Below are 21,682 nucleotides of genomic sequence, written 5' to 3'. Positions count from 1 at the left end.
GCGTACTAGCTGGAAGCTTCCGACTCCGCCGCGTTCTCCTTGCGGAAGGATTCGTAGATCTGGAGCAGCACCTGCTTCTGCCGCTCGTTGATCGAGGGATCGGCCAGGATGACGGCGCGCGTCTCCAGCTCCTCCCGCTCCTTCTCGTCGAGGATCCCGGCCCGTACGTAGAGCGTCTCGGCCGAGATCCGCAGCGCCTTGGCGACCTGCTGGAGCACCTCGGCACTGGGCTTGCGCAGTCCGCGCTCGATCTGGCTCAGGTACGGGTTCGACACCCCGGCCGCGTCCGCGAGCTGCCGCAGCGAGAGCTGCGCGGTGCGCCGCTGCTCGCGCAGGTAGTCGCCGAGGCTGCCGAGATTGCCGACGTTGAGCGATGCCATGCTGCGTACCCTGCCACCGGCTGCTAACTATTGCAAGCAGCTGCTTGCAATAGTGTTCCCGGTACGGTGGTCGACGTGACCCGCGACACGCGCATCCCCCTCGACGACCTCCGGCGCCTGCGCAGGGCCCGTGACCGGATGGACCGCGAGTACGCGCTGCCGCTGGACGTGGCGGCCCTGGCGCAGACGGCGCTGATGTCGACCGGGCACTTCGCGCGGAGCTTCCGGACCGCCTTCGGGGAGACGCCGTACAGCTACCTCATGACCCGCCGCATCGAACGCGCCAAGGCGCTGCTGCGGCGCGGGGACCTGTCGGTGACGGACGTCTGCATGGAGGTGGGGTGTACGTCGCTGGGCTCGTTCAGCACGCGCTTCACCCAGTTGGTCGGCGAGACGCCGAGCGCGTACCGGGCCCGCGAGCACGGGGCCGACGCCGCCCTGCCCGCCTGCGTCGCCAAGGTGGCCTCGCGACCGGTCAGGAACGGAGAAGCACCGCTCGACACCGCTCCCTAGCGTGGAGGGCATGGACATCAACCTGCACCAGTGCTTCATCGCCACCGACGACCACGAGGCCGCGCTCGGCTTCTACCGCGACGCGCTCGGCTTCGAGGTCCGCAAGGACGTGGGCTTCGAGGGGATGCGCTGGGTGACCCTCGGGTCGCCCGCCCAGCCGGACGTCGAGATCGTCCTCGAACCGCCGCTGGCCGACCCCCACGCCGGCGACGAGGACCGCAAGGCGGTCGCCGAGCTCCTCGCCAAGGGCCTCCTGCGCGGGGTCAACCTCCGCACCGCCGACGTCGACGCGGCCTTCGAGCAGGTCCGGGCGACCGGCGCCGACGTGCTCCAGGAGCCCATGGACCAGCCGTACGGCGTCCGCGACTGCGCCTTCCGCGACCCCTCCGGCAACATGATCCGGATCGCCCAGGCGTAACCCCTCCGCTTCCGGACCATCCGGAACGGATCCTTTCTCGCTACCCTGGTGGACATGACCTCCATGACGCCCCGCCGCAGCGAGCCCGATCTCTCCTACCTCCTGGACCACACCAGTCACGTCCTGCGCACGCGCATGGCGGCGGAGCTGGCGGAGATCGGGCTCACCGCCCGGATGCACTGCGTCCTCGTCCACGCCCTGGAGGAGGAGCGGACCCAGGCGCAGCTCGCCGAGATCGGGGACATGGACAAGACGACGATGGTCGTCACCGTCGACGCCCTGGAGAAGGCCGGTCTCGCCGAGCGGCGTCCGTCGAGCACGGACCGGCGGGCGCGGATCATCGCGGTCACCGAGGCGGGCGCCCGGGTCGCCGCGGAGAGCCGGCGGATCGTGGACGGCGTCCACGCGGGCGCCCTCGGCGCGCTCCCGGACGAGGAGCGGGAGGTACTGGTCCGCGCGCTCGGCCGGCTGGCCGACGACCACCTGAAGACCCCCGTCGAGGGCCCGGCGACGGCCCGCCGGGCCCGCCAGAAGAACTGAGCCGCACCCCACACCCCTCCCCTACCCCACATCAGGTTCCGTAAAAAATAGTCTGCAACAAAACCTTCTGCTAGCGTCTCTCCTGTCGCCTCCACGCGCCTCCGCGCCGCTCCACGGACAGGAGAGATCCCATGCACGCCAAGACCCGCACCCTCGCGCTCACCGTGCTCGCCAGCGCCATGCTCATGACCGTCCTCGACGGCAGCATCGTCACCGTCGCGATGCCCGCCATCCAGGCCGACCTCGGCTTCGGACCCGCCGGACTGAGCTGGGTCGTCAACGCCTACCTGATCGCCTTCGGCTCGCTCCTCCTCCTCGCCGGACGGCTGGGCGACCTGATCGGACGCCGACGGATGTTCCTCGCCGGGACCGCCGTCTTCACCGGCGCCTCCCTCCTCGCCGCCGTCGCCGGCTCCCCCGCCCTCCTGATCGCCGCCCGCTTCCTCCAGGGCGCCGGCAGCGCGATGTCCTCCGCCGTCAGCCTCGGCATCCTCGTCACGCTCTTCACCGAACCACGCGAACGCGCCCGCGCCATCGCCGTGTTCAGCTTCACCGGCGCCGCCGGCGCCTCCCTCGGCCAGGTCCTCGGCGGGCTCCTCACCGACGCCCTCTCCTGGAACTGGATCTTCTTCGTCAACCTGCCGATCGGCGCCGCCGCGATCGCCCTCGCCACCCGCGTCCTCCCCGCCGACCGGGGCCTCGGACTGCGCGCCGGCGCCGACACCCTCGGCGCGCTCCTGGTCACCGCGGGCCTGATGACCGGCATCTACGCGGTCGTACGCATCGAGGAGCACGGCGCCGGCTCCGCCCACACCCTCGGCCTCGGGGCCCTCGCCCTCGCCCTGCTCGCCGGCTTCCTGCTCCGCCAGCGCCGGGCCGCGACCCCGCTGATGCCGCTCCGCGTCCTCCGCTCCCGAGCCGTCGCCGGCGCCAACCTCGTCCAGCTCCTGATGGTCGCCGCCCTCTTCTCCTTCCAGGTCCTGGTCGCCCTCTACCTCCAGAAGGTCCAGGGGTACGGCGCCACCGCCACCGGCCTCGCCATGCTGCCCGCCGCCCTGGTCATCGGCGCCGTCTCGCTCGGCGTCGCCGCCCGCCTCATCACCCGCTTCGGCGAGCGCGCCGTCCTGCTCACCGGCATCACCCTGCTGATCGGCGTCCTCGGCCTGCTCACCCGGCTCCCCGTGCACGCCTCGTACGCCACCGACCTGCTCCCCGTGATGCTGCTCGCCGCCGGCTTCGGCCTGGCGCTGCCCGCCCTCACCACCCTCGGGATGTCGGGCGCCGACGAGGCCGACGCGGGCCTCGCCTCCGGCCTCTTCAACACCACCCAGCAGATCGGCATGGCGCTCGGCGTCGCCGTCCTCACCACCCTGGCCGCCGCCCGCACCGAGGCGCTCGACGCGGCCGGCCGGAGCACCGCGGAGGCCCTGACCGGCGGCTACCGCCTCGCCTTCGCCCTCGGCACCGGACTGCTGATCGCCGCCCTCGCGGTCGCCGCCACCGTCCTGCGCAGCAGGACCCCGGCCCGGCCCGCCACCGTGAAGCCCGAGGCCACCGCCGCCGCCTGACGGATCAACACCCGGCCGTCCCGCGGCCGGACAGCCGTCAGAAGACGTCCGGCGAGAACGGCCGCAGCGGCGTCCGGAACAGCAGCTCGGCCCGGGCCGCCGCACCCGACACCACCTCCTCGATCCCGCCCAGCAGGGCCAGCCGGACCGGTGACCCGTCGCCGAGGACCAGCCGGGACAGCTCGGCCACGTCGAGGACGAGGTCCGGGGAGGCGGTCGTCGGGACGCACGACGCCCCCTCCGGGGAGGCGTCGAGGCGGAAGCGGCCGGCCGCGAAGCCGTCGCCGTCCCGCACGTCGAGGACCAGCCCGTCCGCCACCGGATACGTCCGCCCCTCCAGGACCCGCACCACGTCGAGGACCCGCAGCCACAGCATGTCCGCGTGGGTCACCGTCCTCGCCGCGCGCGGGTCCGGCAGCAGCAGCGGCAGCGGGTCGTCCGGCGCCCGCAGGCCGCTGCGGACGGTCGTCACCCAGTCGACCGAGCAGACGTACCGCCACAGGGCGTGCTCGGCGGCGGGCGTCACGGCGACCAGGTCTCCCACGGTCAGGGTGTTCTCCGGCTGCTTGCCGTCGCCCCACTTGTCGTCGCAGCGGTACGCCACGTACCCCTCGGGCTCGCCGGAGGCCGAACGGTGGACCGCGTAGTACGGCTCCGTCCAGGGCTCCAGCCGATGGCCGAGGCCCGTGCCCACGTCCCAGTTGCGCGGCGAGCGGTCCGTGACCCCCGCCCGGCCGCGGGCGAGCCGCCGGTGCAGCTCCGGCCCGATCCGCCGGATCTCCGCCGCGTCGGCGAGGTCGATCCGGCCGCCGTCCTCCGGACGGCCGCTGCGGCGCGGGTCGAGACCGGCCCGGCGCAGGTCCACGCTCCACTCGGTGGTCCAGCTGGCGGGGCCGAAGCCGTACCGGCCGTAGATCGGGTACTCGGCGGCGATCAGGGTCGCGACCGCGTCCCCCCGCTCCCGGGCGGCGGCGAGGTCCGACGCCATCAGCCGGCTCAGCAGCCCGCGCCGCTTGTGCGTCGGCGCCACCGTCACCTGGGTGATCGCGTCCGCGGTGAGACGTCCGCCGCCGACCGTGCTCAGCTCCTGCCGGAAGGAGCGGAAGGTCGCGACCACCCGGCCGCCCTCCAGGGCGCCCGTCGTCCGGTCGAGGTCGACATGGGGCAGCCGGTCGGCGACCAGCCCGTCGGAGACGACCGGCTCGTTCAGGAAGCCCGTCCGCAACGCCCGCAGCCAGTCGGGGAACTCGGACTCGGTCACCGCGCGCAGTTCGACAGCCATCCCCCGACCCTACGCACGCCCGGCCGTCCCGCCACGGGATTTTCTCCGGGCGCCCCGGGAGGGCTCCGCGGCGGCTCAGGCCAGCAGGTCGTCGACCTGCGCCTCGCCCTCCCGGTACCGGCGGGCGATCTCCGCCCCGCAGTCGTCGGCGGTCCGCTGGAGCGACTGCCGGCGCTGCGAGATCTGCTGCTCGTAGCCGGCGAGCCGCCCCATCGCGGTGTGCAGCTCCTCGTCCGTCCGCGCCGTCAGGTCCGACAGCTCGACCTCCGACAGCATCTCGGCGGCCAGCCGCCGGTACTCCTCCCCGCGCGGCGTCGACAGCGTCACGTGCCGGGCCGAGGACCGGTGCCGGGACGGCACGTCCGCGAGGATCTCGGAGAGCCGGTCGAGCACCGGGGCCTCCGGATCCGTCCGGCGCGCCAGCTCCGCCCGCAGGATGTCGATCCGGCCCTGGAGCATCCGCCGCACGTAACTGAGATCGGCCTCGTCGCTCTGCGCGTCCCGGCGCAGCGCCCGCAGCTCGGCGAGACGCAGCCCGCCGAGGTCGTGCCCCGGGCGGCCGGGCGACGCCGGCTCGGCGGTCCGCTGCACGGGCGGCCGCGCGACCGGACCGCCGGGCACCGGGCCGGCGGCGCGGATCAGCGGTACGGGGCCGGACGGCGTCGGCCCGGTGCTGGATGCACTCATGAGAATCGTCCCCTCGACCGGTGCGGAGCCGCACCGCCTCCTGGCATGGTGCCACCCCCGCACGCGCGCGTGCAGGCGCTCTGCACCCGTTCGGCCCCCAGAAATCCCCGATCGGTAGGTTGGGACCCATGCGAGCTGTGGTGCAGAGGGTGGACGGCGCGAAGGTCGTCGTCGCAGGGGAGACGGTCGGCGAGATCGCCGGCGAGGGGCTGTGCGTCCTCGTGGGGGTCACCCACGACGACACCCCCGAGAAGGCCGCCCAATTGGCCAGAAAGCTCTGGTCCGTCCGGGTACTGGAGGACGAGAAGTCCTGCTCCGACGTGAACGCCCCGCTCCTGGTGATCTCCCAGTTCACGCTCTACGGCGACGCCCGCAAGGGCCGCCGCCCCACCTGGAACGCCGCCGCCCCCGGCCCCGTCGCCGAACCCCTCGTCGACGAGGTCGTCGCCCGGCTGCGCGAGCTCGGCGCCCACGTGGAGACGGGCCGCTTCGGCGCCGACATGCGCGTCAGCCTCACCAACCACGGCCCGTTCACGGTCCTGCTGGAGGTCTGAGCCCCCGCTCCGGCCCCTACGGCTCGACGACGGTCTCCTGCGAGGCGGCCGTCGTCCCCGCCACCAGCGGCGCGTCCACCGGCACGTTCCGCTTCACCAGGGCCAGGGCGATCGGCCCCAGCTCGTGGTGGCGGACCGCCGTCGTCACGAAGCCGAGCTGACGCCCGTCCGGCCCGTCGGCGGCGAGCCGCAGCGGCGTGCCGTGCCCCGGCAGGCTCACCTCGCTCCCGTCCAGGTGCAGGAAGACCAGCCGGCGCGGCGGCTTCCCCAGGTTCTGCACCCGGGCGACCGTCTCCTGCCCCCGGTAGCAGCCCTTCTGGAGGTGCACGGCCGTGCCGATGAGCCCGACCTCGTGCGGGATGGTCCGGTGGTCGGTCTCGAAGCCGAGCCGCGGCCGGTGGTCCTCCACGCGCAGCGCCTCGTACGCGAGGACACCGGCGGCCGGCCCGTGCGCGGCGGCGAAGGACTCCAGCTCCCCGCGCGGCAGGAAGAGGTCGCGCCCGTACGCCGTCTCCCGTACGACCACGCCCTCCGGCACCTCGGCGGTGGACCCGGCCGGCAGGTGCACGAGGGCGAAGTCCTCCGTCCGGTCGGCGACCTCGACCCGGTAGAAGAACTTCATCGACTCCAGGTAGGCGATCAGCTCGTCCCGCGTCCCCGGCTCGACGTGCGCCCACACCGTCTCGCCGTCGTCGACGAGCGACAGGGCGTGCTCGATGTGCCCGTTCGCGGAGAGGATCAGCGCCTCGGTGGCCTGACCGACCGGAAGCTCGCTGACGTGCTGGGTGAGCAGCAGATGCAGCCAGCTCAGCCGGTCGTCACCGGTGACGGCGACGACCCCGCGGTGCGAGAGGTCGACGAACCCCGCCCCGTCGGCGAGGGAGCGCTGCTCGCGGAACAGGTCGCCGTAGTGCGCGGCGACGCCTTCGTCGCGGCCTTCGGCGGCCACGGCACCGGGCAGGGACAGCAGAGGGCTGGGCTGTGAGAGTCGCTGCATGGGGAAAGCCTACGACTCTCCGGCGCGGGCCTTCCGTGCGCAGTCCGCGCACAGCCCGAAGATCGCGAAGTGCTTCATGTCGGTGTCGAAGCCGAAGGTCTCCCGGAGCTTCCCGGTGAACTCCGCGGCCACCTCCACGTCCGCCTCGATGACCTCCGAGCAGTCCCGGCACACCAGGTGCAGATGGTGGTGCCGGTCCGCGAGGTGGTACGTCGGCGCACCGTGCCCCAGATGCGCGTGACTGACCAGCCCGAGCTCCTCCAGGAGCTCCAGGGTCCGGTACACGGTGGAGATGTTCACCCCGGAGGCGGTCTTCCGCACCTCGACGAGGATGTCGTCCGGCGTGGCGTGCTCCAGCACGTCCACCGCCTCCAGGACAAGCTGACGCTGCGGCGTCAGCCGATAGCCACGCTGCCGCAGGTCGCTCTTCCAGTCGGTGCTCACCACGCCCTCCAGTGTAGGAGGGCGCGGCGCGTCACCGGTGGTCCTACTTGAAGAAGGCGATGCCGTCGTCGGGCATGTCGGGGAGGTTGCGGGCCATTTCGGCGACCTCTTCCGGGGTGACGACCTTCTTCAGGTGGGCGGACATGTAGGGGCGGAGCGGGACCTCGGGGGTCGCCTTCTCGCCGACCCACATGAGGTCGCTCTTCACGTAGCCGTAGAGGCGCTTGCCGCCGCTGTACGGGCCGGAGGCGGCGGTGCGGGCCACCGCGTCGGTCACCAGGTCGATCTGCGGCTTCTGGTCGGCGAGCTCGCCGTACCAGACCTCGACGACGCCGTCGTCACGGACCATCACGACCTCGACCTTGCGGTCCTTGTCGATCCGCCAGAAGCCGCTCTCGCTCTCCAGCGGGCGGACCTTGTTGCCCTCCGCGTCGAGGACCCAGGAGTGCGAGTGGTACTCCAGGAAGTCCCGGCCGTCGTGGCCGAAGGTCACGGACTGGCCGAAGTTGCACTTCTCGGCGCCGGGGAAGTCGGACACGCCGGCGCCCTCCCAGGTCCCGAGGAGGAACGCGAGCGGGACGAGGTCCGGGTTGAGGTCGGACGGGATCTGGATCATGAGCGACTCAGACGATCTGTGAAGGGGGGCCGGTGAGAGGGGAGGGACCGAGGGGTCAGCGCTGGCCCTGGTACAGCTTCTTCACGGTCAGACCGGCGAAGGCGAGCACGCCGACGGCGACCAGGACCAGCAGGGTCTCGAAGAAAACGATCACGGGGTGCTCCTCGGCTGAGCGGTGAAGGCGGATCGGGCCGGACCCCAGCTTAGTGGGCGGGGGCCCGGCCCACTCGGTGAGGTGGGTCTCCCCGGCGATCAAGCACCGGGACGGACGCGCGGCCGTCGGCCGAGCGCCCGGAGGCGGAAGGACGGCACCCCGACCGCGCCGTTCCGGCGGGACCGTCGCGCTCCGGGCGATCCGCTTACTCGCCCGCCCCGTGCGGTGTGCGTGAAGGCGCGGGGCTTCGCATTACAGTTCGGCCCATGGCGAAGAAGCTCGTGATCAAGGTGACCGCCGGGGCCGACGCCCCGGAACGCTGCTCCCAGGCCTTCACGGTGGCCGCCGTCGCCGTCGCGAGCGGCGTCGAGGTGTCGCTGTGGCTGACCGGCGAGTCCTCGTGGTTCGCCCTCCCCGGCAGGGCCGCCGAGTTCGAACTGCCGCACGCCGCGCCGCTGCCGGACCTCGTCGACTCGATCCTGGCGGCCGGCCGGATCACCCTGTGCACCCAGTGCGCGGCCCGCCGCGAGATCACCGAGCAGGACGTCCTGGACGGCGTCCGCATCGCCGGCGCGCAGGTCTTCGTCCAGGAGGCCATGGCCGACGGCACGCAGGCCCTCGTCTACTGATTCCGGCCGCCGGCACGCTAGTCGTGCCGGCGTTTCTTGCCGTCGAGCTCGTCCCACCACTCGTCCGACTTCGGATCGCCCGAGGGGTCGTCCCACCACCGGTCCTCCGGGCCCCGTCGGTTCGCGACCATCGCGGCGACGGGCGGGATGACCATGGCGACGACGCACATCCCGATGGCCACCGGCATGGAGAAGAGCCGCACGACCGCCCAGGCGCCCACGAAGAGGAACAGGCAGGCACCCATCATCCAGAAGTAGACGTGCCGACGCCGCGCGTACACACCTTCAGCGTACGTCCGTACCGCGGTCACGCGAAGCCCTGGAGCGGCGTCCGGCCGTCGGGCGTCCCGACGGGCCGGGCGGGCGGAGGCCGCGCGATCGGCCGCGTCACCGGACCCGAAAAGGCGCGAAGGGCCGCACGAGGCGTCCAACCCCCAGAATGTGCGGCCCTTCGGCCAGTAGAGAGGGCTTCCCGCCGCGGCGGCTCCGACGGACGGAGGCCGGCGCGGCGGCGCGAAGCCCGGGACGCGCCCCCGGCGCCGAGCGGCGCGGGGGCGCGTGAAGGACTAGACGGCGATGGCGACGTCCGTCAGGCTGCCCGTCTCGGTGACGACGACCTTGCGGTCGGCCTGGGCACCGGGGACGAGGGCACGCAGGGTCCACTCGCCGGTGGCCGCGTAGAAGCGGAACTGGCCGGTGGCGGAGGTGGGGACCTCGGCGGTGAACTCGCCGGAGGAGTCCAGGAGGCGGACGTAACCGGTGACGGGCTCGCCGTCCTTGGTCACCTGGCCCTGGATGGCCGTCTCACCGGGCTTGAGCGTGCTGACGTCGGGGCCGCCGATCGGAGCTCCACACATGTTCTCTGTCCTGTCCTAGAGGGGAGGGAAGGTCGCGCGACCCGGTCTTACTTGTTGGCGCCGAGCTCGATCGGCACGCCCACGAGGGAGCCGTACTCGGTCCAGGAGCCGTCGTAGTTCTTGACGTTCGGGACCTCGAGGAGCTCGTGCAGGACGAACCAGGTGAGGGCGGAACGCTCGCCGATGCGGCAGTAGGCGACGGTGTCCTTCGCCAGGTCGACCTGCTCGGCCTCGTAGAGGGCCTTCAGGTCCTCGTCGGACTTGAAGGTGCCGTCGTCGTTGGCGTTCTTCGACCACGGGATGTTGCGGGCGGACGGGACGTGGCCCGGGCGCTGCGACTGCTCCTGCGGGAGGTGGGCCGGGGCGAGCAGCTTGCCGGAGAACTCGTCGGGCGAGCGGACGTCGACCAGGTTCTGGGTGCCGATCGCGGCCACGACGTCGTCGCGGAAGGCGCGGATGGAGACGTCCTGGGCCTGGGCCTTGTACGCGGTGGCCGGGCGGGCCGGGACCTCGGAGCCGTCGACCAGGTCGCGGGAGTCGAGCTCCCACTTCTTGCGGCCGCCGTCGAGGAGCTTGACGTCCTGGTGGCCGTAGAGCTTGAAGTACCAGTAGGCGTAGGAGGCGAACCAGTTGTTGTTGCCGCCGTAGAGGACGACCGTGGTGTCGTTGCCGATGCCCTTGGCCGAGAGGAGCTTCTCGAAGCCCTCCTGGTCGATGAAGTCACGGCGGACCGGGTCCTGGAGGTCCTTGGTCCAGTCGATCCGGATGGCGTTGCGGATGTGGTTCTTGTCGTAGGCGGCGGTGTCCTCGTCGACCTCGACGATCGCGACGGCCGGGTTGTCGAGGTTGGCCTCGACCCAGTCGGCGTCGACCAGTACGTCGCTGCGAGCCATGCTTTTCTCCTCCGGGGCAGTGTGCGGCGGTGTGGTGCGGGGGTGGTGCTGCATGTGCGGGTACGCGTCGTGGCGGGCGCCCGACGGCGTCGTGCTGCGCGGTGCGGCGCCGACCTCGGGGGTCGGCGGGCCGTGGGAATACGGGCGCGGAGCGCGTCCCGCTCAGATGGAGCGACAGAGCATGGCGGCGATGCGGCACAGGTCTACTGCCCGCCGCTTCGTGAGTTCCGCCTGTCGCTTCATGCCGTCGATCGTAGGGACGGACAGGCGACCGTGTCACCGGCGTGTCGCATGATGAGACGCGATCGTCCGGAGAGTGAGACCGGAAAGGGGTCGAAGCAGGTCGGGGACCCCCGGTGGTACGCCGTACGTCCGTACGCTTCTGCGGATCGGACGGGGTCGTCTCACTATGTGAAAAAGGGGGCCGTCAGGCCCCCTCGGGGGGCCTCCGACCCCCGCCCGCGTCTCCGGTTCAGCCCGCGATGGCGACGTCCCGGCCGCTCACCGTCACCGCGAGGCCCTCCGGGCGCGGTTCCACCTTCACCACGCGCATGCCGGCGACCCGGCCCAGCGGGCGCTCGAAGTCGGTGCGCTCGCGGACCATGTCCTCCAGCAGCGGGATGCCGCCGCCGGGCACCTCGTCGGCGCGGACCTTGAGGACGTCCCCGTCCACCAGCGTGACCGAGGAGACGACGGTACGGGTCACCTTGCGGCCCAGGACCTCGACGCTGCCGGTCACCTTCACCTTGCCGGGGCCGCCGTACTCCATGGCCGTCGCCCGCTCCGAGGCCTCGACCAGGTCCGGGTACGAGATGAGCGCCGTGCCGGTCGCCGCGCCGGCCCGGAAGCCGCTCCAGTCGCCGGTCACGGTCACGTCCCGCAGGTCGACGGTGAGCTCGCCGATCCGGACGGGCTTGCCGCCGGCCTGGGTGTGGACGCCCCGGGCGACCACCTCGACCTCGCCGAAGCGCTTGTCGGCGGCCTGGGTCACGAAGGGGAAGCCCTTGATGTCGACCTCGACCGACTCGGTCCTGCCGCCGGCGAGCGAGGCGCGGCTGGCGACCTCCGACTCGGCCCAGGCGGCGGCCAGCCGGTCGCCGCCCACCAGGACGCCGCCCAGCACGACGGCCACGACCAGCAGGATCCGCAGTGCTCGCATGGCTGTCTCTTCCCCCGTCGCCAGTTCGTCAGTGTTCCGGTGATGCGTGCCGGCCCCCCGACACGAAGATCGACGTGTCGGGGGGCCGGACGGTTCCCGGGCGCTCCCGGTCGGTGGGGAGGCCGGTGCGGACTCCGCTCAGACCAGGGCGCGGCCGAGAAGGTACACGGCGGGCGCGGCGGCCGTCAGCGGCAGGGCCACGCCGGCGGTCATGTGCACGAAGCGGGACGGGTAGTCGTAGCTGGCCACCCGCAGGCCGACGAGGGCGCAGACGCCGGTGGCCAGGCCGAGGAGCGCCCCGGAGGCGCCCATGCCGTTCAGGGTGCCGGCGGCGACGCCCGCGCCGGCGCCGGCGAGCAGCGAGACGACGAGCGAGACCGGGCCGGGCAGCGGGAGCGCGCGGGCGAGGACGGTCGCGCCGACCGCGGCCGCGCCGGCGACCACCGCGTCCGGCTCGGCGCCGAGGTGCCCGGCGGCGAGGACGGTCAGCGCCGCCGAGGTGACGGTGGCCATGAGGCCGTACATCCGCTCGTCGGGCTCGGCGTGGCTGCGCAGCTGGAGGACCAGGCTGAGCAGGACCCAGACGCCGAGGGTGCCGAGGATCGCGGGGGCCGCGTGCTCGCGGCCCGCGGCCAGCAGGGCGGCGTCGGCGACGAGCCCGCCGAGGAAGGCGAGCGCGATGCCCTGCCGGGCGGGCCACATGCCGTTGAGCCGGAACCAGCCGGCGGCGGTCAGGGCCTGGAGCGCGACCAGCGGCAGCAGGAGCCCGTACGTGCCGAACGCGGCACCGCCGGCGATCAGCAGCGCGAGGGCGGCGGTCAGCGCGGCGGGCCGCATCCCGGGCTCGATGATCGGCGACCGGCCCTCGGCCCGCGCGCGCTGGGCGTCGGTGATCCGGGTGTTCCCGGAGGTGGTCGGCGAGGAGTACGCGGGACCGCCGGCGGCCTCGTCGGCGGGGGCGGACGCCGCGGCGGACACGGGCTGCGGCTGCACCGGCTGCGCGTACGGCTCGGGCTGCGGCGCGTACGGCTCGGGCTGCGGCTGCGGCTGCGCGTACGACTCGGGCTGCGGCTGCGCGGGCTGGGCGTACTGCTCCGGGGCGTACGCCTGCCCGGCGTACGGCTCCTGGGCGTAGGCCTGCGGGGCGTACCCCTCCTGCGGGTACGCGTACGGCTGCGGGGCCTGATGGGCCTGATGGGCCTGCTGCGGCTGGTGGGCCTGCTGGGGCGCCTGCGCGTCCTGCGGGGCCTGCCGGGCCTGGTACTCGTACGCGTCCTCCGGGCGGACCGCGGGCTGGTACGTGGTGTCCCAGGTCTGGCCCTCCCAGGTCTGGGTGACCGAGGGGTCGTACGCGTTCGGGTCGTACGGCACGCCGCCGTACTGCTGGTCATTGCTCATACTGTGGGGTTCACCCTCCTGCGAACGGGGGGAGCACCTCGACCGTGCCGCCCTCGGCGAGGCGCACCGTCTCATGGCTCCGGGTGCCGACCGGGTCGCCGTCGACGAGGAACGAGCACCGCTGGAGCACCCGGACGAGCTCGCCCGGATGCCGCTCGCGGGCGGCCTCCAGGGCCTCGGCGAGGGTCTCGGCGGTGTACGGCTCCTCGGCGATCCCGGCGGCGGCCTTGGCCGCGGCCCAGTAGCGGATGGTTCCCGCTGCCATAGCGGCGCTCCCTTCGTTCGTGTGCGCGCCGCCCCCCATGATGGGCTATCGGCGGACGAGCCAGGCGCCGAGCCGGTCGAGGAGCTCCTCGCCGGCCGCGTTCTCGGCGTGGCCCATGCCCGGCTCCAGCCACAGTTCCACCGGGGCGCCGTCGGGGGCGGCCGCGGCGAGCATCCGCGGGTGGTCGAGGGGGAAGTAGGCGTCCCGGTCGCCGTGGACGAGGAGCAGCGGGGCGGGGGCGATCAGCGGGACGGCCCCGACGGGCGGCAGCGGCTCCGGGTCCCAGGGGCGGGCGTCGACGCGGGTGCGGAACCCGTACCGGCCGACGGCCCGGCCGAGCGGGCGGGTGACCATCCAGTGGAGGCGGCGCATCGGGGCCGTCCCCCGGTAGTACCAACGGGCGGGGGCGGAGACCGCGGCGACCGCGTCGGGCCCGGCGTCGGTGCCGCGGTCCAGGGCGGCCTGCCGCAGGACGACCGAGCCGCCCATGGAGAAGCCGAGGGTCACCACGCGCGCGTGGCCCAGTTCACGGGCCCAGCGGACGGCGGCGGCGAGGTCCAGGACCTCGCGGTCGCCGAGGGTGGAGAGGCCGCCGGAGCCGCCGTGGCCGCGGAAGGAGAAGGTGACGACGGCGGCGGCGTGCCGGCCGAGGGTCTCGGCGGCGCGTCGGACGGCGGGCCGGTCGGCGGAGCCGGTGAAGCCGTGCGCGACGACGACGGCGGTGTCGGTGACACTGGCGGGGAAGGGTTCGTGAACCGCCTCGATGCGGACGCCGTCGTCCGTCCTCAGCATGGCTCGGCGGGGTCCGGAAGTGAGCGAGGAGACATCCATCATGTGAAATCGGCTCTCTGCCTCGGAACTCATGTGGGCTATTCTCCTAGGCAGGGATCCGGGCGATGTCGCCACCGGGTCCTTTTGCGTTTTCCGGCCGTTGTTACGGACGGATGAACAAAAGCTCTCAGGGCGCGAGAGCCACAGGTGAGACCGCGGCGGCCGAGCACGACCCGCCGCGACCGCAGGACCCGAGCAGTACCGCAGATGTCCTCGCAGGGACCGAGGAGGAACCGACGTCATGGACGAGCGTACGAAGCACGACCGACCGACGAGCCGGCCGACCCTGGCAGGGGGAGAGGCCCGATGAGTTCTCTGCTGCTCCTCACGAACGCCCTCCAGCCGTCGACCGAGGTGCTCCCCGCCCTCGGCCTGCTGCTGCACAACGTGCGGGTGGCCCCGGCGGAGGGCCCGGCGCTGGTGGACACCCCCGGCGCCGACGTGATCCTCGTCGACGGGCGGCGCGACCTTCCGCAGGTCCGCTCGCTCTGCCAGCTGCTGCGCTCCACCGGTCCCGGCTGTCCGCTGGTCCTGGTGGTCACGGAGGGCGGCCTGGCGGCGGTCACCGCGGACTGGGGCATCGACGACGTGCTCCTCGACACCGCCGGACCGGCCGAGGTCGAGGCGCGGCTGCGGCTGGCGCTCGGCCGTCAGCAGATCGTCGCGGACGACTCCCCGATGGAGATCCGCAACGGCGACCTGTCGGTGGACGAGGCCACGTACAGCGCGAAGCTGAAGGGCCGGGTCCTGGACCTCACCTTCAAGGAGTTCGAGCTGCTGAAGTACCTGGCGCAGCACCCGGGGCGGGTGTTCACGCGGGCGCAGCTGCTCCAGGAGGTGTGGGGGTACGACTACTTCGGCGGCACCCGGACGGTCGACGTCCACGTGCGGCGGCTGCGCGCGAAGCTCGGCCCGGAGCACGAGTCGCTGATCGGCACCGTCCGCAATGTGGGATACCGCTTCGTGACGCCCGAGAAGGTGGAGCGGGCCGCCGAGGAGGCCCGTGCCAAGGAGGCGAAGGCGACGGCCAGGGAATCCGGCGGGCCAAAGCGGGACGAAGCGGGACAGGACACCCGGGAAGAGGCCCGTACGGGCGCCGGAGTCAAGGGCGCCACGGCCGACACCACCCGTTAGGGGGACGGTAACGTGGCGTATGCCACAGTGCGACCTGCCGGTAGGTAGGTCACCCCGCGTAGACTTCCGCGCGTGGCCAAGGTGACGCGGGATGACGTAGCGCGACTGGCGGGAACTTCGACCGCGGTCGTGAGTTACGTCATCAACAACGGACCCCGGCCGGTCGCCCCGGCCACGCGCGAGCGTGTCCTCGCAGCCATCAAGGAGCTGGGCTACCGGCCCGACCGGGTGGCCCAGGCGATGGCGTCCCGCCGCACCGACCTCATAGGCATGATCGTCCCGGACGCGCGCCAGCCCTTCTTCGCGGAGATGGCACACGCGGTCGAACAGGCCGCCGCCGAGCGCGGGAAGATGGTCCTGGTCGGCAACTCCGACTACCGCACCGAGCGCGAGATCCACTACCTGCGCGCCTTCCTCGGCATGCGGGTCTCCGGGCTGATCCTCGTCAGCCAGGGCATGAGCGAGCAGGCCGCGAGCGAGATCGAGGCCTGGGACGCGCGCGTGGTGCTGCTGCACGAGCGGCCCGAGGCGATCGACGACGTCGCCGTCGTCACCGACGACATCGGCGGCGCCCAGCTCGCCACCCGGCACCTCCTGGAGCACGGCCACCCGTATGTGGCGTGCCTCGGCGGCGTCCCCAACACCCCCGCCGTCGGCGACCCGGTCGCCGACCACGTCGAGGGCTGGCGGCGCGCCATGCTGGAGGCCGGCCGCGAGGTCGAGGGCCGGCTCTTCGAGGCCCCGTACAACCGCTACGACGCCTACCAGGTGGCGCTGAAGCTGCTGGCCGGCCCGGACCGGCCGCCGGCCATCTTCTGCTCCACCGACGACCAGGCCTTCGGCGTGCTGCGGGCCGCCCGCGAGCTGCGCATCGACGTGCCGACCGAGCTGGCGGTGGCGGGCTTCGACGACGTGAAGGAGGCGGCGCTCACCGATCCGCCGCTCACCACCGTCTTCTCCGACCGCCCCGCGATGGCCCGCGCCGCGGTCGACCTCGTCCTCGACGACTCGATCCGCGTCAACGGCTCCCGCCGCGAGCGCGTCAAGCAGTTCCCCTCGGCCCTGGTGGTCCGCCGCTCCTGCGGCTGCAACTGACCGAGCCCCTCCCGAGCCGGGCCCCGAGCCCGGCCCTGGACTCCTGGACCGGTCCCGAGCCGGTCCTGGGGCGATCCCGAGCCGGTCCTGAGCCGGCCCTGGTTCGATCCCGAGCCGGTCCTGGGTCGGCCCCGACCGCTCCCGGCCGCTCCCCGACCGCCCCCAGCCGTCTTTATTTCGGGCATACAGGGTTCTGTCGGGCTTCTCAGCCGGTCCTCAGACGGCTCTCATCTCGCGGGCCGAGAGTCATTGCCATGACGGACCACACGCAGCCCCAGCAGCCGTACCACCCGCCGCGCCCGCCCTACGAGCCGACGCAGCCGATCACCACCGAGCCGGGCACCACCGTGTGGCCGTCCGGTTCCGGTGACGGCGGGTACGGCGGGTACGGCGGGCACACCCCTCCGCCGGTCCCGGCGCCCGCCGGCGGCCCCGTCTCCCGCCGGCGCGCCAAGCGCGGGGTCGGACTGATGGCGGCCGTGGCCATCGCGGCGGCGGCCATCGGCGGCGGCACCGCCACCCTGGTGCAGCAGCTGTCCTCGGACTCCCCCGCCGCCACCGCCTCCTCCTCCGTGGTGAACGGCACCAACGTCTCCGCGAGCAGCACCGGCACGGTCGCCGGGGTCGCCCAGGCCGTCTCCCCCTCCATCGTGGAGATCTCCGCGAGCTCCACCTCCGGCAAGTCCACCGGCTCCGGCGTGATCATCACCGCCGACGGCGAGATCGTCACCAACAACCACGTGATCTCCGGCGCCTCCGAGATCACCGTCCAGACCAGCGACGGCAAGAGCTACCGGGCCGAGGTCGTCGGCAAGGACCCCGACAAGGACCTCGCCCTCATCAAGCTCGGGAACGCCTCCGGGCTGAAGGCCGCCACCCTCGGCGACTCCTCCAAGGTGAAGGTCGGCGACGAGGTCGTCGCCATCGGCTCCCCCGAGGGCCTCACCGGCACCGTCACCAGCGGCATCGTCTCCGCCCTCGACCGGGACGTCACCGTCGCCAAGGACGAGGACGGCGCGGGCGACGGCGGCCAGGACCAGCAGCAGCAGTGGGACCCGCGACAGGGCTGGCCGTTCGAGTTCGGCGGACAGCAGTTCAACGGCGACACCGGCTCCTCGAAGACGACGTACAAGGCGCTCCAGACCGACGCCTCGCTCAACCCGGGGAATTCCGGCGGCGCGCTGATCAATATGAACGGCGAGATCATCGGAATCAATTCGGCCATGTATTCGCCCAGTTCTTCGAGCGGTTCCACGGCCGGCAGCGTCGGCCTCGGATTCGCCATCCCGGTGGACACCCTCAAGGCCGACCTCGACTCCCTCCGCTCCGGCGGCCAGAGCTGAGCGCGTGGCACGCTGACACCATGACCGGGCAGCCGAACGACTCCGAACGCATCCTCATCGTCGACGACGAACCCGCCGTGCGGGAGGCCCTGCGCCGCTCCCTCGCCTTCGAGGGGTACGCGACGCGGGAGGCCGTCGACGGGATCGACGCGCTCGCCGCCATGGAGCCGTACGCCCCCGACCTCGTCGTGCTCGACGTGCAGATGCCCCGCATGGACGGGCTCACGGCGGCCCGCCGGATCCGGGCCGCCGGCTCGACCGTGCCCATCCTCATGCTGACCGCCCGCGACACCGTCGGCGACCGCGTCACCGGCCTCGACGCGGGCGCCGACGACTACCTCGTGAAGCCCTTCGAGCTCGACGAGCTCTTCGCCCGCATCCGGGCCCTGCTCCGCCGCAGCTCCTACGCCGCCCCGTCCGCCACCGCCGCCGAACCCGAGGACGTGCTCTCCTTCGAGGACCTGCGGATGGACCTGGCGACCCGCGAGGTCACCCGCGCCGGCCGGCCCGTCGAACTGACCCGCACCGAGTACACCCTCCTGGAGATGTTCCTGGCCCACCCCCGCCAGGTCCTCACCCGCGAGCAGATCCTCAAGGCCGTCTGGGGCTTCGACTTCGAGCCCAGCTCCAACTCCCTGGACGTGTACGTGATGTACCTGCGGCGCAAGACGGAGGCCGGCGGCGAACCGCGCCTCGTCCACACCGTGCGCGGGGTCGGGTACGTACTGCGCGGCGGAGGCGGGACCGAGTGACCCGGCCCCGCACCCCCCTGGCCTGGTTCCGGTCCCGGCCGCTGCGCTCACGGCTCGCACTGCTCACCGCCTTCGCGGTGGCCGTCGCCGTCGCCGCCGTCTCCGCGGCCTGCTGGTTCGTCACCCGGGCCCAGCTGGAAGGCGAGATGGACGCCTCGCTGCGCAACACCCGGCTCGACCCGGCCGCCGTCCGCAGCCTCCTCGCCCTCTGCCGGCAGGGCGAGACCCCGCCGCCGGCCGCCGGCTCGTACACCGTGCAGATCATCGACTCGGCCGGTGGCGTCTGCACCTCCGGCAAGGCGGCGCTCCCGGCCGGCGAGGGCGACCTGGCGGTGGCCCGGGGCACGCTCGCGTACGTCCTGCACACGGTGAAGGACGCCGACGGGCGCGAGATGCGCGTCTACACCTACCCGCAGCCCGGCCCGCCCGGCCTCGCGGTCTCGGTGGCCCGCCCGCTCGCCGAGATCGACAACTCCCTCTCCACGCTGGGCTGGGTGCTGCTCCTGGTCTCCGGCATCGGGGTGATCGGCGCCGGCGCGGCCGGCCTCTGGGTGGCCAGGACCGGCCTGGAGCCGGTGAACCGGCTGACCGGCGCGGTGGAGCACGTGGCGGCCACGGAGGACCTGACGGTACGGATCCCGGCCGAGGGCGAGGACGAGATCGCCCGCCTGTCGCGCGCCTTCAACCAGATGACGGCGGCGCTCGCGAGCTCACGGGACCGCCAGGCCCGCCTGATCGCGGACGCGGGCCACGAACTCCGCACCCCCCTGACCTCGCTGCGCACCAACGTCGAACTCCTCGCCCGCAGCGAGGAGACCGGCCGCGCGATCCCCCCGGAGGACCGCCGGGCCCTGATGGCCTCGGTGAAGGCCCAGATGACGGAGCTGGCCGCCCTCATCGGCGACCTCCAGGAACTGGCCCGCCCCGACGCGGTGCGCCCGGGCCCCCTGGAGGTCGTGCCCCTCCACACGGCCCTGCGCACCGCCCTGGACCGCGCCCGCCTCCGTGGCCCCGAACTGACCTTCACGACCGACCTGGCCCCCTGGTACGTACGGGCGGAGCCCGCCGCGCTGGAGCGGGCCCTGGTCAACGTCCTGGACAACGCGGTCAAGTTCTCGCCCCCGCGCGGCACGATCGAGGTCACCCTGATGCGCGGCGAACTGACGGTCCGCGACCACGGCCCCGGCATCCCTCCCGACGAACTCCCCCACGTCTTCGACCGCTTCTGGCGCTCCCCGTCCGCCCGCAGCCTCCCCGGCTCGGGCCTGGGCCTCTCGATCGTCGCCCGCACGGTGAAGCAGACCGGCGGCACGGTGACCCTGTCCCCGGCGGAGGGCGGCGGCACCGCGGCGGTGCTCCGGCTTCCCGGCGCGCCGACCCCGCCACCGGAGGTGACGGCGTGACGGAGGGCCTGCGTCCGGACGGGACGATCGCCCGCGAGGGCGCGCCGGCCGGCGGCGGCGTACGCGCGCGTGCACGGCGAGAGGACGCCGCGAGCCCGGCAGGATCCGGAGGACACGGAGGAGCCGGAGGAGCCGGAGGAGCCGGAGGAGCCGGAGGAGCCTGCCTGGCCGCGGGCGCGGGAGGCAGTGCCCCGCCGCCTACTGGCCGACGCGGCCGTCGACGCGTTCGCGGAGGAGGTCGGCGTGGCCGCAGTGGCGGGCGTACTCGGTGATCTGCATGGTGAGGAGTGCGCGCAGCTGACCGCCGGCGGCGACGGGGGCGCCGAGGTCGGGGGCGGCGGCGATGAAGCGGTCGGTGGCCTCCGCCTCCTCCTTCCACCGCCGCCGGGCGTCCTCGACGACGGCCGGGTCGGCGACGGCGCCGGTCCAGTCGGCCTCGCGGTCGTCCGGGGTGCGGTAGATCCGGGGCGACTCCTCGCCGGCGAGGCGGCGGAAGTGCCGCTCGTCCTCGGCCATGTGCCGGACGAGGCCGAGGAGGGACATGGTGGAGGGCGGCACGGAGCGGCGGGCCAGCTGCTCGGCGTCGAGCCCCTCGCACTTCAGCTCCAGGGTGAGCCGGAAGTGGCGCAGGGCGTCGAGGAGGGCCCCGCGCTCGTCGGTGACCACCGGACCGCCGCCCTCGCGCGGGTCGTCGTCGGGGTCGGTCCACATGTCGGTGTGGACCGTGGACGTCGTCCACCGCCGTATGTCCGGATCGCTGTTCATACGGGCATGGTCGTACGGGGGACGGGTGCGGCGCCAGGGAATTGACCGCCCGCTCAGTTGTGCCGCAGCAGCGACTCCACCAGCCCCGCCCGGGTCGCCGGGAAGTCCAGCGGCACGATGCCGAGTCCGGTGCGGCCGGCCGCCCAGGTGCCGTCCAGCCAGCGGTGGACGCGCGGGTTGAGGTTGTCGGAGTTCCAGCGGGGCGGCAGCGCGGCGGAGGTGCTGACGAAGTTCACGTACAGGGGGCCGGGGCTCTCGACGGCGGCGCGGAAGTGCGCCTCGATCTTGGGGTACTTGGCGTCGGGCAGCGCGTTCCAGTCGTCCTGGACGGCGAAGTGGCGGGGGTCGGCCCAGCGCAGGCCGGGCAGTCCGCCGTTGTCGGCGAGGAGCACGACCCGGCCGCGCGCCTCCCCGAGCGTCGGCGGGCCGTCGCCGATGCGGAAGAGGGAGCGCCAGCCGCGCCGGTCGAGGTAGTCGTCGAAGACGCTCCGGAAGGTGGCGTCGGACTCCTCGGAGTACTCCTGCTTGACCCGCATCAGCACGGTCTCGGACGGGTGCGCGGCGAGGAAGTCCCGGCAGGCGACGAGCACGTCGCCGAACATCGCGTTCTGGTAGGCGGCCCCGTGGTGGATGGCGAAGGAGCCGCCGGTCACCCGGCACCGCACGTCCAGGAACCGCACCCCGCTGTCGAGCTGCTGGGCGATGGTGGTGTTCTGGCACTGCGCCCAGGGCCCGCCGAACCGCGCCCCGGAGTCGTGCGTCCCGGGGATGGTGAGCCGCGCGAGCGCGGTCCCGTCGCCGTGCGCCCCCATCCACGCGCGCGTGTCCAGGGTCGCGGCCCGCGCTCCGGGCGCCCCGGTGAGCAGTACGGCTCCGGCCCCGAGGGCCCCGGTGAGAAAGCGTCGTCGCTCCATGGGACCGGATGATGACAGGTCCGCGTCAATACGCGCCAGGGTGCGGAAGGCCCGGAAAGGGGCTGCCCCCGCCGGACCGTGGTCCGGCGGG

26 protein-coding genes are annotated in these 21,682 nt (G+C 73.3%); 11 read left to right on the top strand and 15 right to left on the bottom strand.

Annotation, left to right across the window (positions count from 1 at the left end; genetic code table 11):
• Positions 1–5: 5 nt before the first annotated feature.
• Complete coding sequence (locus tag ACFQ8C_RS25740) at positions 6–380, bottom strand: helix-turn-helix domain-containing protein (RefSeq protein ID WP_383461723.1); 375 nt, start codon at positions 378–380, stop codon at positions 6–8.
• 93 nt (positions 381–473) lie between these two features.
• Between ACFQ8C_RS25740 and ACFQ8C_RS25735 the strand changes: the two genes are divergently transcribed.
• The 4 genes from ACFQ8C_RS25735 to ACFQ8C_RS25720 all read left to right on the top strand — a co-directional run bounded on the left by ACFQ8C_RS25735 (position 474) and on the right by ACFQ8C_RS25720 (position 3,419).
• A complete protein-coding gene (locus tag ACFQ8C_RS25735) occupies positions 474–893 on the top strand; it encodes a helix-turn-helix transcriptional regulator (protein WP_383461741.1) in 420 nt (139 codons plus the stop codon).
• Between the two features lie 10 nt (positions 894–903).
• Positions 904–1,311 (top strand): VOC family protein, encoded by a 408-nt coding sequence (locus ACFQ8C_RS25730; protein ID WP_383461721.1) that lies wholly within the window; start codon positions 904–906, stop codon positions 1,309–1,311.
• A 54-nt stretch (positions 1,312–1,365) separates the two neighbouring features.
• Positions 1,366–1,851, top strand: coding sequence for a MarR family winged helix-turn-helix transcriptional regulator (locus ACFQ8C_RS25725; RefSeq protein ID WP_383461719.1), 486 nt, complete (start codon positions 1,366–1,368; stop codon positions 1,849–1,851).
• Between the two features lie 131 nt (positions 1,852–1,982).
• Positions 1,983–3,419: an MFS transporter gene (locus ACFQ8C_RS25720; RefSeq protein ID WP_383461717.1), complete on the top strand. Its 1,437-nt coding sequence runs from the start codon at positions 1,983–1,985 to the stop codon at positions 3,417–3,419.
• Between the two features lie 37 nt (positions 3,420–3,456).
• On the opposite strand, the gene ACFQ8C_RS25715 is transcribed toward ACFQ8C_RS25720, so the two are convergent.
• Both ACFQ8C_RS25715 and ACFQ8C_RS25710 read right to left on the bottom strand, forming a co-directional pair.
• On the bottom strand, positions 3,457–4,701 hold the full coding sequence (locus tag ACFQ8C_RS25715; RefSeq protein WP_383461715.1) for a GNAT family N-acetyltransferase: 1,245 nt from the start codon (positions 4,699–4,701) through the stop codon (positions 3,457–3,459).
• Positions 4,702–4,776: 75 nt separating this feature from the next.
• Complete coding sequence (locus ACFQ8C_RS25710; protein ID WP_383461713.1) at positions 4,777–5,388, bottom strand: ABC transporter substrate-binding protein; 612 nt, start codon at positions 5,386–5,388, stop codon at positions 4,777–4,779.
• A gap of 128 nt (positions 5,389–5,516) precedes the next feature.
• Between ACFQ8C_RS25710 and dtd the strand changes: the two genes are divergently transcribed.
• Complete coding sequence (dtd, locus tag ACFQ8C_RS25705; protein WP_383461711.1) at positions 5,517–5,942, top strand: D-aminoacyl-tRNA deacylase; 426 nt, start codon at positions 5,517–5,519, stop codon at positions 5,940–5,942.
• Positions 5,943–5,958: 16 nt separating this feature from the next.
• Here dtd and ACFQ8C_RS25700 read toward each other — a convergent pair whose 3' ends face one another.
• The 3 genes from ACFQ8C_RS25700 to ACFQ8C_RS25690 are packed head-to-tail and all read right to left on the bottom strand — an operon-like array spanning position 5,959 to position 7,999.
• Complete coding sequence (locus ACFQ8C_RS25700) at positions 5,959–6,939, bottom strand: YgfZ/GcvT domain-containing protein (protein ID WP_383461710.1); 981 nt, start codon at positions 6,937–6,939, stop codon at positions 5,959–5,961.
• Between the two features lie 9 nt (positions 6,940–6,948).
• The gene (locus tag ACFQ8C_RS25695) at positions 6,949–7,386 is read right to left on the bottom strand and encodes a Fur family transcriptional regulator (RefSeq protein ID WP_383461708.1); all 438 of its coding nucleotides are present in this window, start codon (positions 7,384–7,386) and stop codon (positions 6,949–6,951) included.
• Between the two features lie 40 nt (positions 7,387–7,426).
• On the bottom strand, positions 7,427–7,999 hold the full coding sequence (locus ACFQ8C_RS25690; protein WP_383461706.1) for an FABP family protein: 573 nt from the start codon (positions 7,997–7,999) through the stop codon (positions 7,427–7,429).
• A 420-nt stretch (positions 8,000–8,419) separates the two neighbouring features.
• Between ACFQ8C_RS25690 and ACFQ8C_RS25685 the strand changes: the two genes are divergently transcribed.
• Positions 8,420–8,782 (top strand): DsrE family protein, encoded by a 363-nt coding sequence (locus tag ACFQ8C_RS25685; protein ID WP_383461704.1) that lies wholly within the window; start codon positions 8,420–8,422, stop codon positions 8,780–8,782.
• Positions 8,783–8,799: 17 nt separating this feature from the next.
• Here the strand turns inward: ACFQ8C_RS25685 and ACFQ8C_RS25680 are convergent, their stop codons facing one another.
• From ACFQ8C_RS25680 to ACFQ8C_RS25650, 7 genes are all read right to left on the bottom strand, one after another.
• Positions 8,800–9,063 carry a DUF3099 domain-containing protein gene (locus ACFQ8C_RS25680; RefSeq protein WP_383461702.1) on the bottom strand — a complete coding sequence of 88 codons (264 nt, stop codon included), beginning with the start codon at positions 9,061–9,063 and terminating at the stop codon, positions 8,800–8,802.
• Between the two features lie 285 nt (positions 9,064–9,348).
• Positions 9,349–9,639: a DUF1416 domain-containing protein gene (locus ACFQ8C_RS25675; RefSeq protein ID WP_031009709.1), complete on the bottom strand. Its 291-nt coding sequence runs from the start codon at positions 9,637–9,639 to the stop codon at positions 9,349–9,351.
• Between the two features lie 47 nt (positions 9,640–9,686).
• The gene (locus ACFQ8C_RS25670) at positions 9,687–10,532 is read right to left on the bottom strand and encodes a sulfurtransferase (RefSeq protein WP_383461700.1); all 846 of its coding nucleotides are present in this window, start codon (positions 10,530–10,532) and stop codon (positions 9,687–9,689) included.
• A 472-nt stretch (positions 10,533–11,004) separates the two neighbouring features.
• A complete protein-coding gene (locus ACFQ8C_RS25665) occupies positions 11,005–11,691 on the bottom strand; it encodes a DUF2993 domain-containing protein (protein WP_383461698.1) in 687 nt (228 codons plus the stop codon).
• A gap of 138 nt (positions 11,692–11,829) precedes the next feature.
• A complete protein-coding gene (locus ACFQ8C_RS25660; protein WP_383461696.1) occupies positions 11,830–13,089 on the bottom strand; it encodes a hypothetical protein in 1,260 nt (419 codons plus the stop codon).
• A 10-nt stretch (positions 13,090–13,099) separates the two neighbouring features.
• Entirely contained in the window at positions 13,100–13,354 is a 255-nt protein-coding gene (locus ACFQ8C_RS25655; protein WP_383461695.1) for a MoaD/ThiS family protein, read from the bottom strand.
• A gap of 45 nt (positions 13,355–13,399) precedes the next feature.
• Positions 13,400–14,218 (bottom strand): alpha/beta hydrolase, encoded by an 819-nt coding sequence (locus tag ACFQ8C_RS25650; RefSeq protein WP_383461693.1) that lies wholly within the window; start codon positions 14,216–14,218, stop codon positions 13,400–13,402.
• Between the two features lie 273 nt (positions 14,219–14,491).
• On the opposite strand from ACFQ8C_RS25650, the gene ACFQ8C_RS25645 reads away from it, so the two are divergent.
• From ACFQ8C_RS25645 to ACFQ8C_RS25625, 5 genes are all read left to right on the top strand, one after another.
• Positions 14,492–15,319, top strand: coding sequence for a response regulator transcription factor (locus tag ACFQ8C_RS25645; protein ID WP_383461692.1), 828 nt, complete (start codon positions 14,492–14,494; stop codon positions 15,317–15,319).
• 72 nt (positions 15,320–15,391) lie between these two features.
• Positions 15,392–16,414, top strand: coding sequence for a LacI family DNA-binding transcriptional regulator (locus tag ACFQ8C_RS25640; RefSeq protein WP_383461690.1), 1,023 nt, complete (start codon positions 15,392–15,394; stop codon positions 16,412–16,414).
• Positions 16,415–16,668: 254 nt separating this feature from the next.
• Entirely contained in the window at positions 16,669–17,757 is a 1,089-nt protein-coding gene (locus ACFQ8C_RS25635) for a S1C family serine protease (RefSeq protein WP_383461688.1), read from the top strand.
• 20 nt (positions 17,758–17,777) lie between these two features.
• A complete protein-coding gene (locus ACFQ8C_RS25630) occupies positions 17,778–18,509 on the top strand; it encodes a response regulator transcription factor (protein ID WP_383461687.1) in 732 nt (243 codons plus the stop codon).
• The gene (locus ACFQ8C_RS25625; RefSeq protein WP_383461686.1) at positions 18,506–19,912 is read left to right on the top strand and encodes a sensor histidine kinase; all 1,407 of its coding nucleotides are present in this window, start codon (positions 18,506–18,508) and stop codon (positions 19,910–19,912) included. Before ACFQ8C_RS25630 ends, ACFQ8C_RS25625 begins: the two co-directional genes overlap by 4 nt.
• Before the next feature lie 198 nt (positions 19,913–20,110).
• On the opposite strand, the gene ACFQ8C_RS25620 is transcribed toward ACFQ8C_RS25625, so the two are convergent.
• Complete coding sequence (locus tag ACFQ8C_RS25620) at positions 20,111–20,677, bottom strand: DinB family protein (RefSeq protein WP_383461685.1); 567 nt, start codon at positions 20,675–20,677, stop codon at positions 20,111–20,113.
• Between the two features lie 53 nt (positions 20,678–20,730).
• Positions 20,731–21,591: a phosphatidylinositol-specific phospholipase C gene (locus ACFQ8C_RS25615; RefSeq protein ID WP_383461683.1), complete on the bottom strand. Its 861-nt coding sequence runs from the start codon at positions 21,589–21,591 to the stop codon at positions 20,731–20,733.
• Positions 21,592–21,682: the final 91 nt, after the last annotated feature.

Source organism: Streptomyces sp. NPDC056503, assembly GCF_042794995.1.
Classification (GTDB): Bacteria; Actinomycetota; Actinomycetes; order Streptomycetales; family Streptomycetaceae; genus Streptomyces.
The sequence above is the reverse complement of the archived record's forward strand: the minus strand, read 5'-3'. Positions and strand labels throughout refer to the sequence as shown.

Coding starts and splice junctions, on each gene's coding strand:
- ACFQ8C_RS25740 (WP_383461723.1), bottom strand. CDS start 380: ATGGCATCGCTCAACGTCGGCAATCTCGGCAGCCTCGGCGACTACCTG.
- ACFQ8C_RS25730 (WP_383461721.1), top strand. CDS start 904: ATGGACATCAACCTGCACCAGTGCTTCATCGCCACCGACGACCACGAG.
- ACFQ8C_RS25725 (WP_383461719.1), top strand. CDS start 1,366: ATGACCTCCATGACGCCCCGCCGCAGCGAGCCCGATCTCTCCTACCTC.
- ACFQ8C_RS25720 (WP_383461717.1), top strand. CDS start 1,983: ATGCACGCCAAGACCCGCACCCTCGCGCTCACCGTGCTCGCCAGCGCC.
- ACFQ8C_RS25715 (WP_383461715.1), bottom strand. CDS start 4,701: ATGGCTGTCGAACTGCGCGCGGTGACCGAGTCCGAGTTCCCCGACTGG.
- ACFQ8C_RS25710 (WP_383461713.1), bottom strand. CDS start 5,388: ATGAGTGCATCCAGCACCGGGCCGACGCCGTCCGGCCCCGTACCGCTG.
- dtd (WP_383461711.1), top strand. CDS start 5,517: ATGCGAGCTGTGGTGCAGAGGGTGGACGGCGCGAAGGTCGTCGTCGCA.
- ACFQ8C_RS25700 (WP_383461710.1), bottom strand. CDS start 6,939: ATGCAGCGACTCTCACAGCCCAGCCCTCTGCTGTCCCTGCCCGGTGCC.
- ACFQ8C_RS25690 (WP_383461706.1), bottom strand. CDS start 7,999: ATGATCCAGATCCCGTCCGACCTCAACCCGGACCTCGTCCCGCTCGCG.
- ACFQ8C_RS25685 (WP_383461704.1), top strand. CDS start 8,420: ATGGCGAAGAAGCTCGTGATCAAGGTGACCGCCGGGGCCGACGCCCCG.
- ACFQ8C_RS25675 (WP_031009709.1), bottom strand. CDS start 9,639: ATGTGTGGAGCTCCGATCGGCGGCCCCGACGTCAGCACGCTCAAGCCC.
- ACFQ8C_RS25670 (WP_383461700.1), bottom strand. CDS start 10,532: ATGGCTCGCAGCGACGTACTGGTCGACGCCGACTGGGTCGAGGCCAAC.
- ACFQ8C_RS25665 (WP_383461698.1), bottom strand. CDS start 11,691: ATGCGAGCACTGCGGATCCTGCTGGTCGTGGCCGTCGTGCTGGGCGGC.
- ACFQ8C_RS25660 (WP_383461696.1), bottom strand. CDS start 13,089: ATGAGCAATGACCAGCAGTACGGCGGCGTGCCGTACGACCCGAACGCG.
- ACFQ8C_RS25655 (WP_383461695.1), bottom strand. CDS start 13,354: ATGGCAGCGGGAACCATCCGCTACTGGGCCGCGGCCAAGGCCGCCGCC.
- ACFQ8C_RS25650 (WP_383461693.1), bottom strand. CDS start 14,218: ATGAGTTCCGAGGCAGAGAGCCGATTTCACATGATGGATGTCTCCTCG.
- ACFQ8C_RS25645 (WP_383461692.1), top strand. CDS start 14,492: ATGAGTTCTCTGCTGCTCCTCACGAACGCCCTCCAGCCGTCGACCGAG.
- ACFQ8C_RS25635 (WP_383461688.1), top strand. CDS start 16,669: ATGACGGACCACACGCAGCCCCAGCAGCCGTACCACCCGCCGCGCCCG.
- ACFQ8C_RS25630 (WP_383461687.1), top strand. CDS start 17,778: ATGACCGGGCAGCCGAACGACTCCGAACGCATCCTCATCGTCGACGAC.
- ACFQ8C_RS25620 (WP_383461685.1), bottom strand. CDS start 20,677: ATGAACAGCGATCCGGACATACGGCGGTGGACGACGTCCACGGTCCAC.
- ACFQ8C_RS25615 (WP_383461683.1), bottom strand. CDS start 21,591: ATGGAGCGACGACGCTTTCTCACCGGGGCCCTCGGGGCCGGAGCCGTA.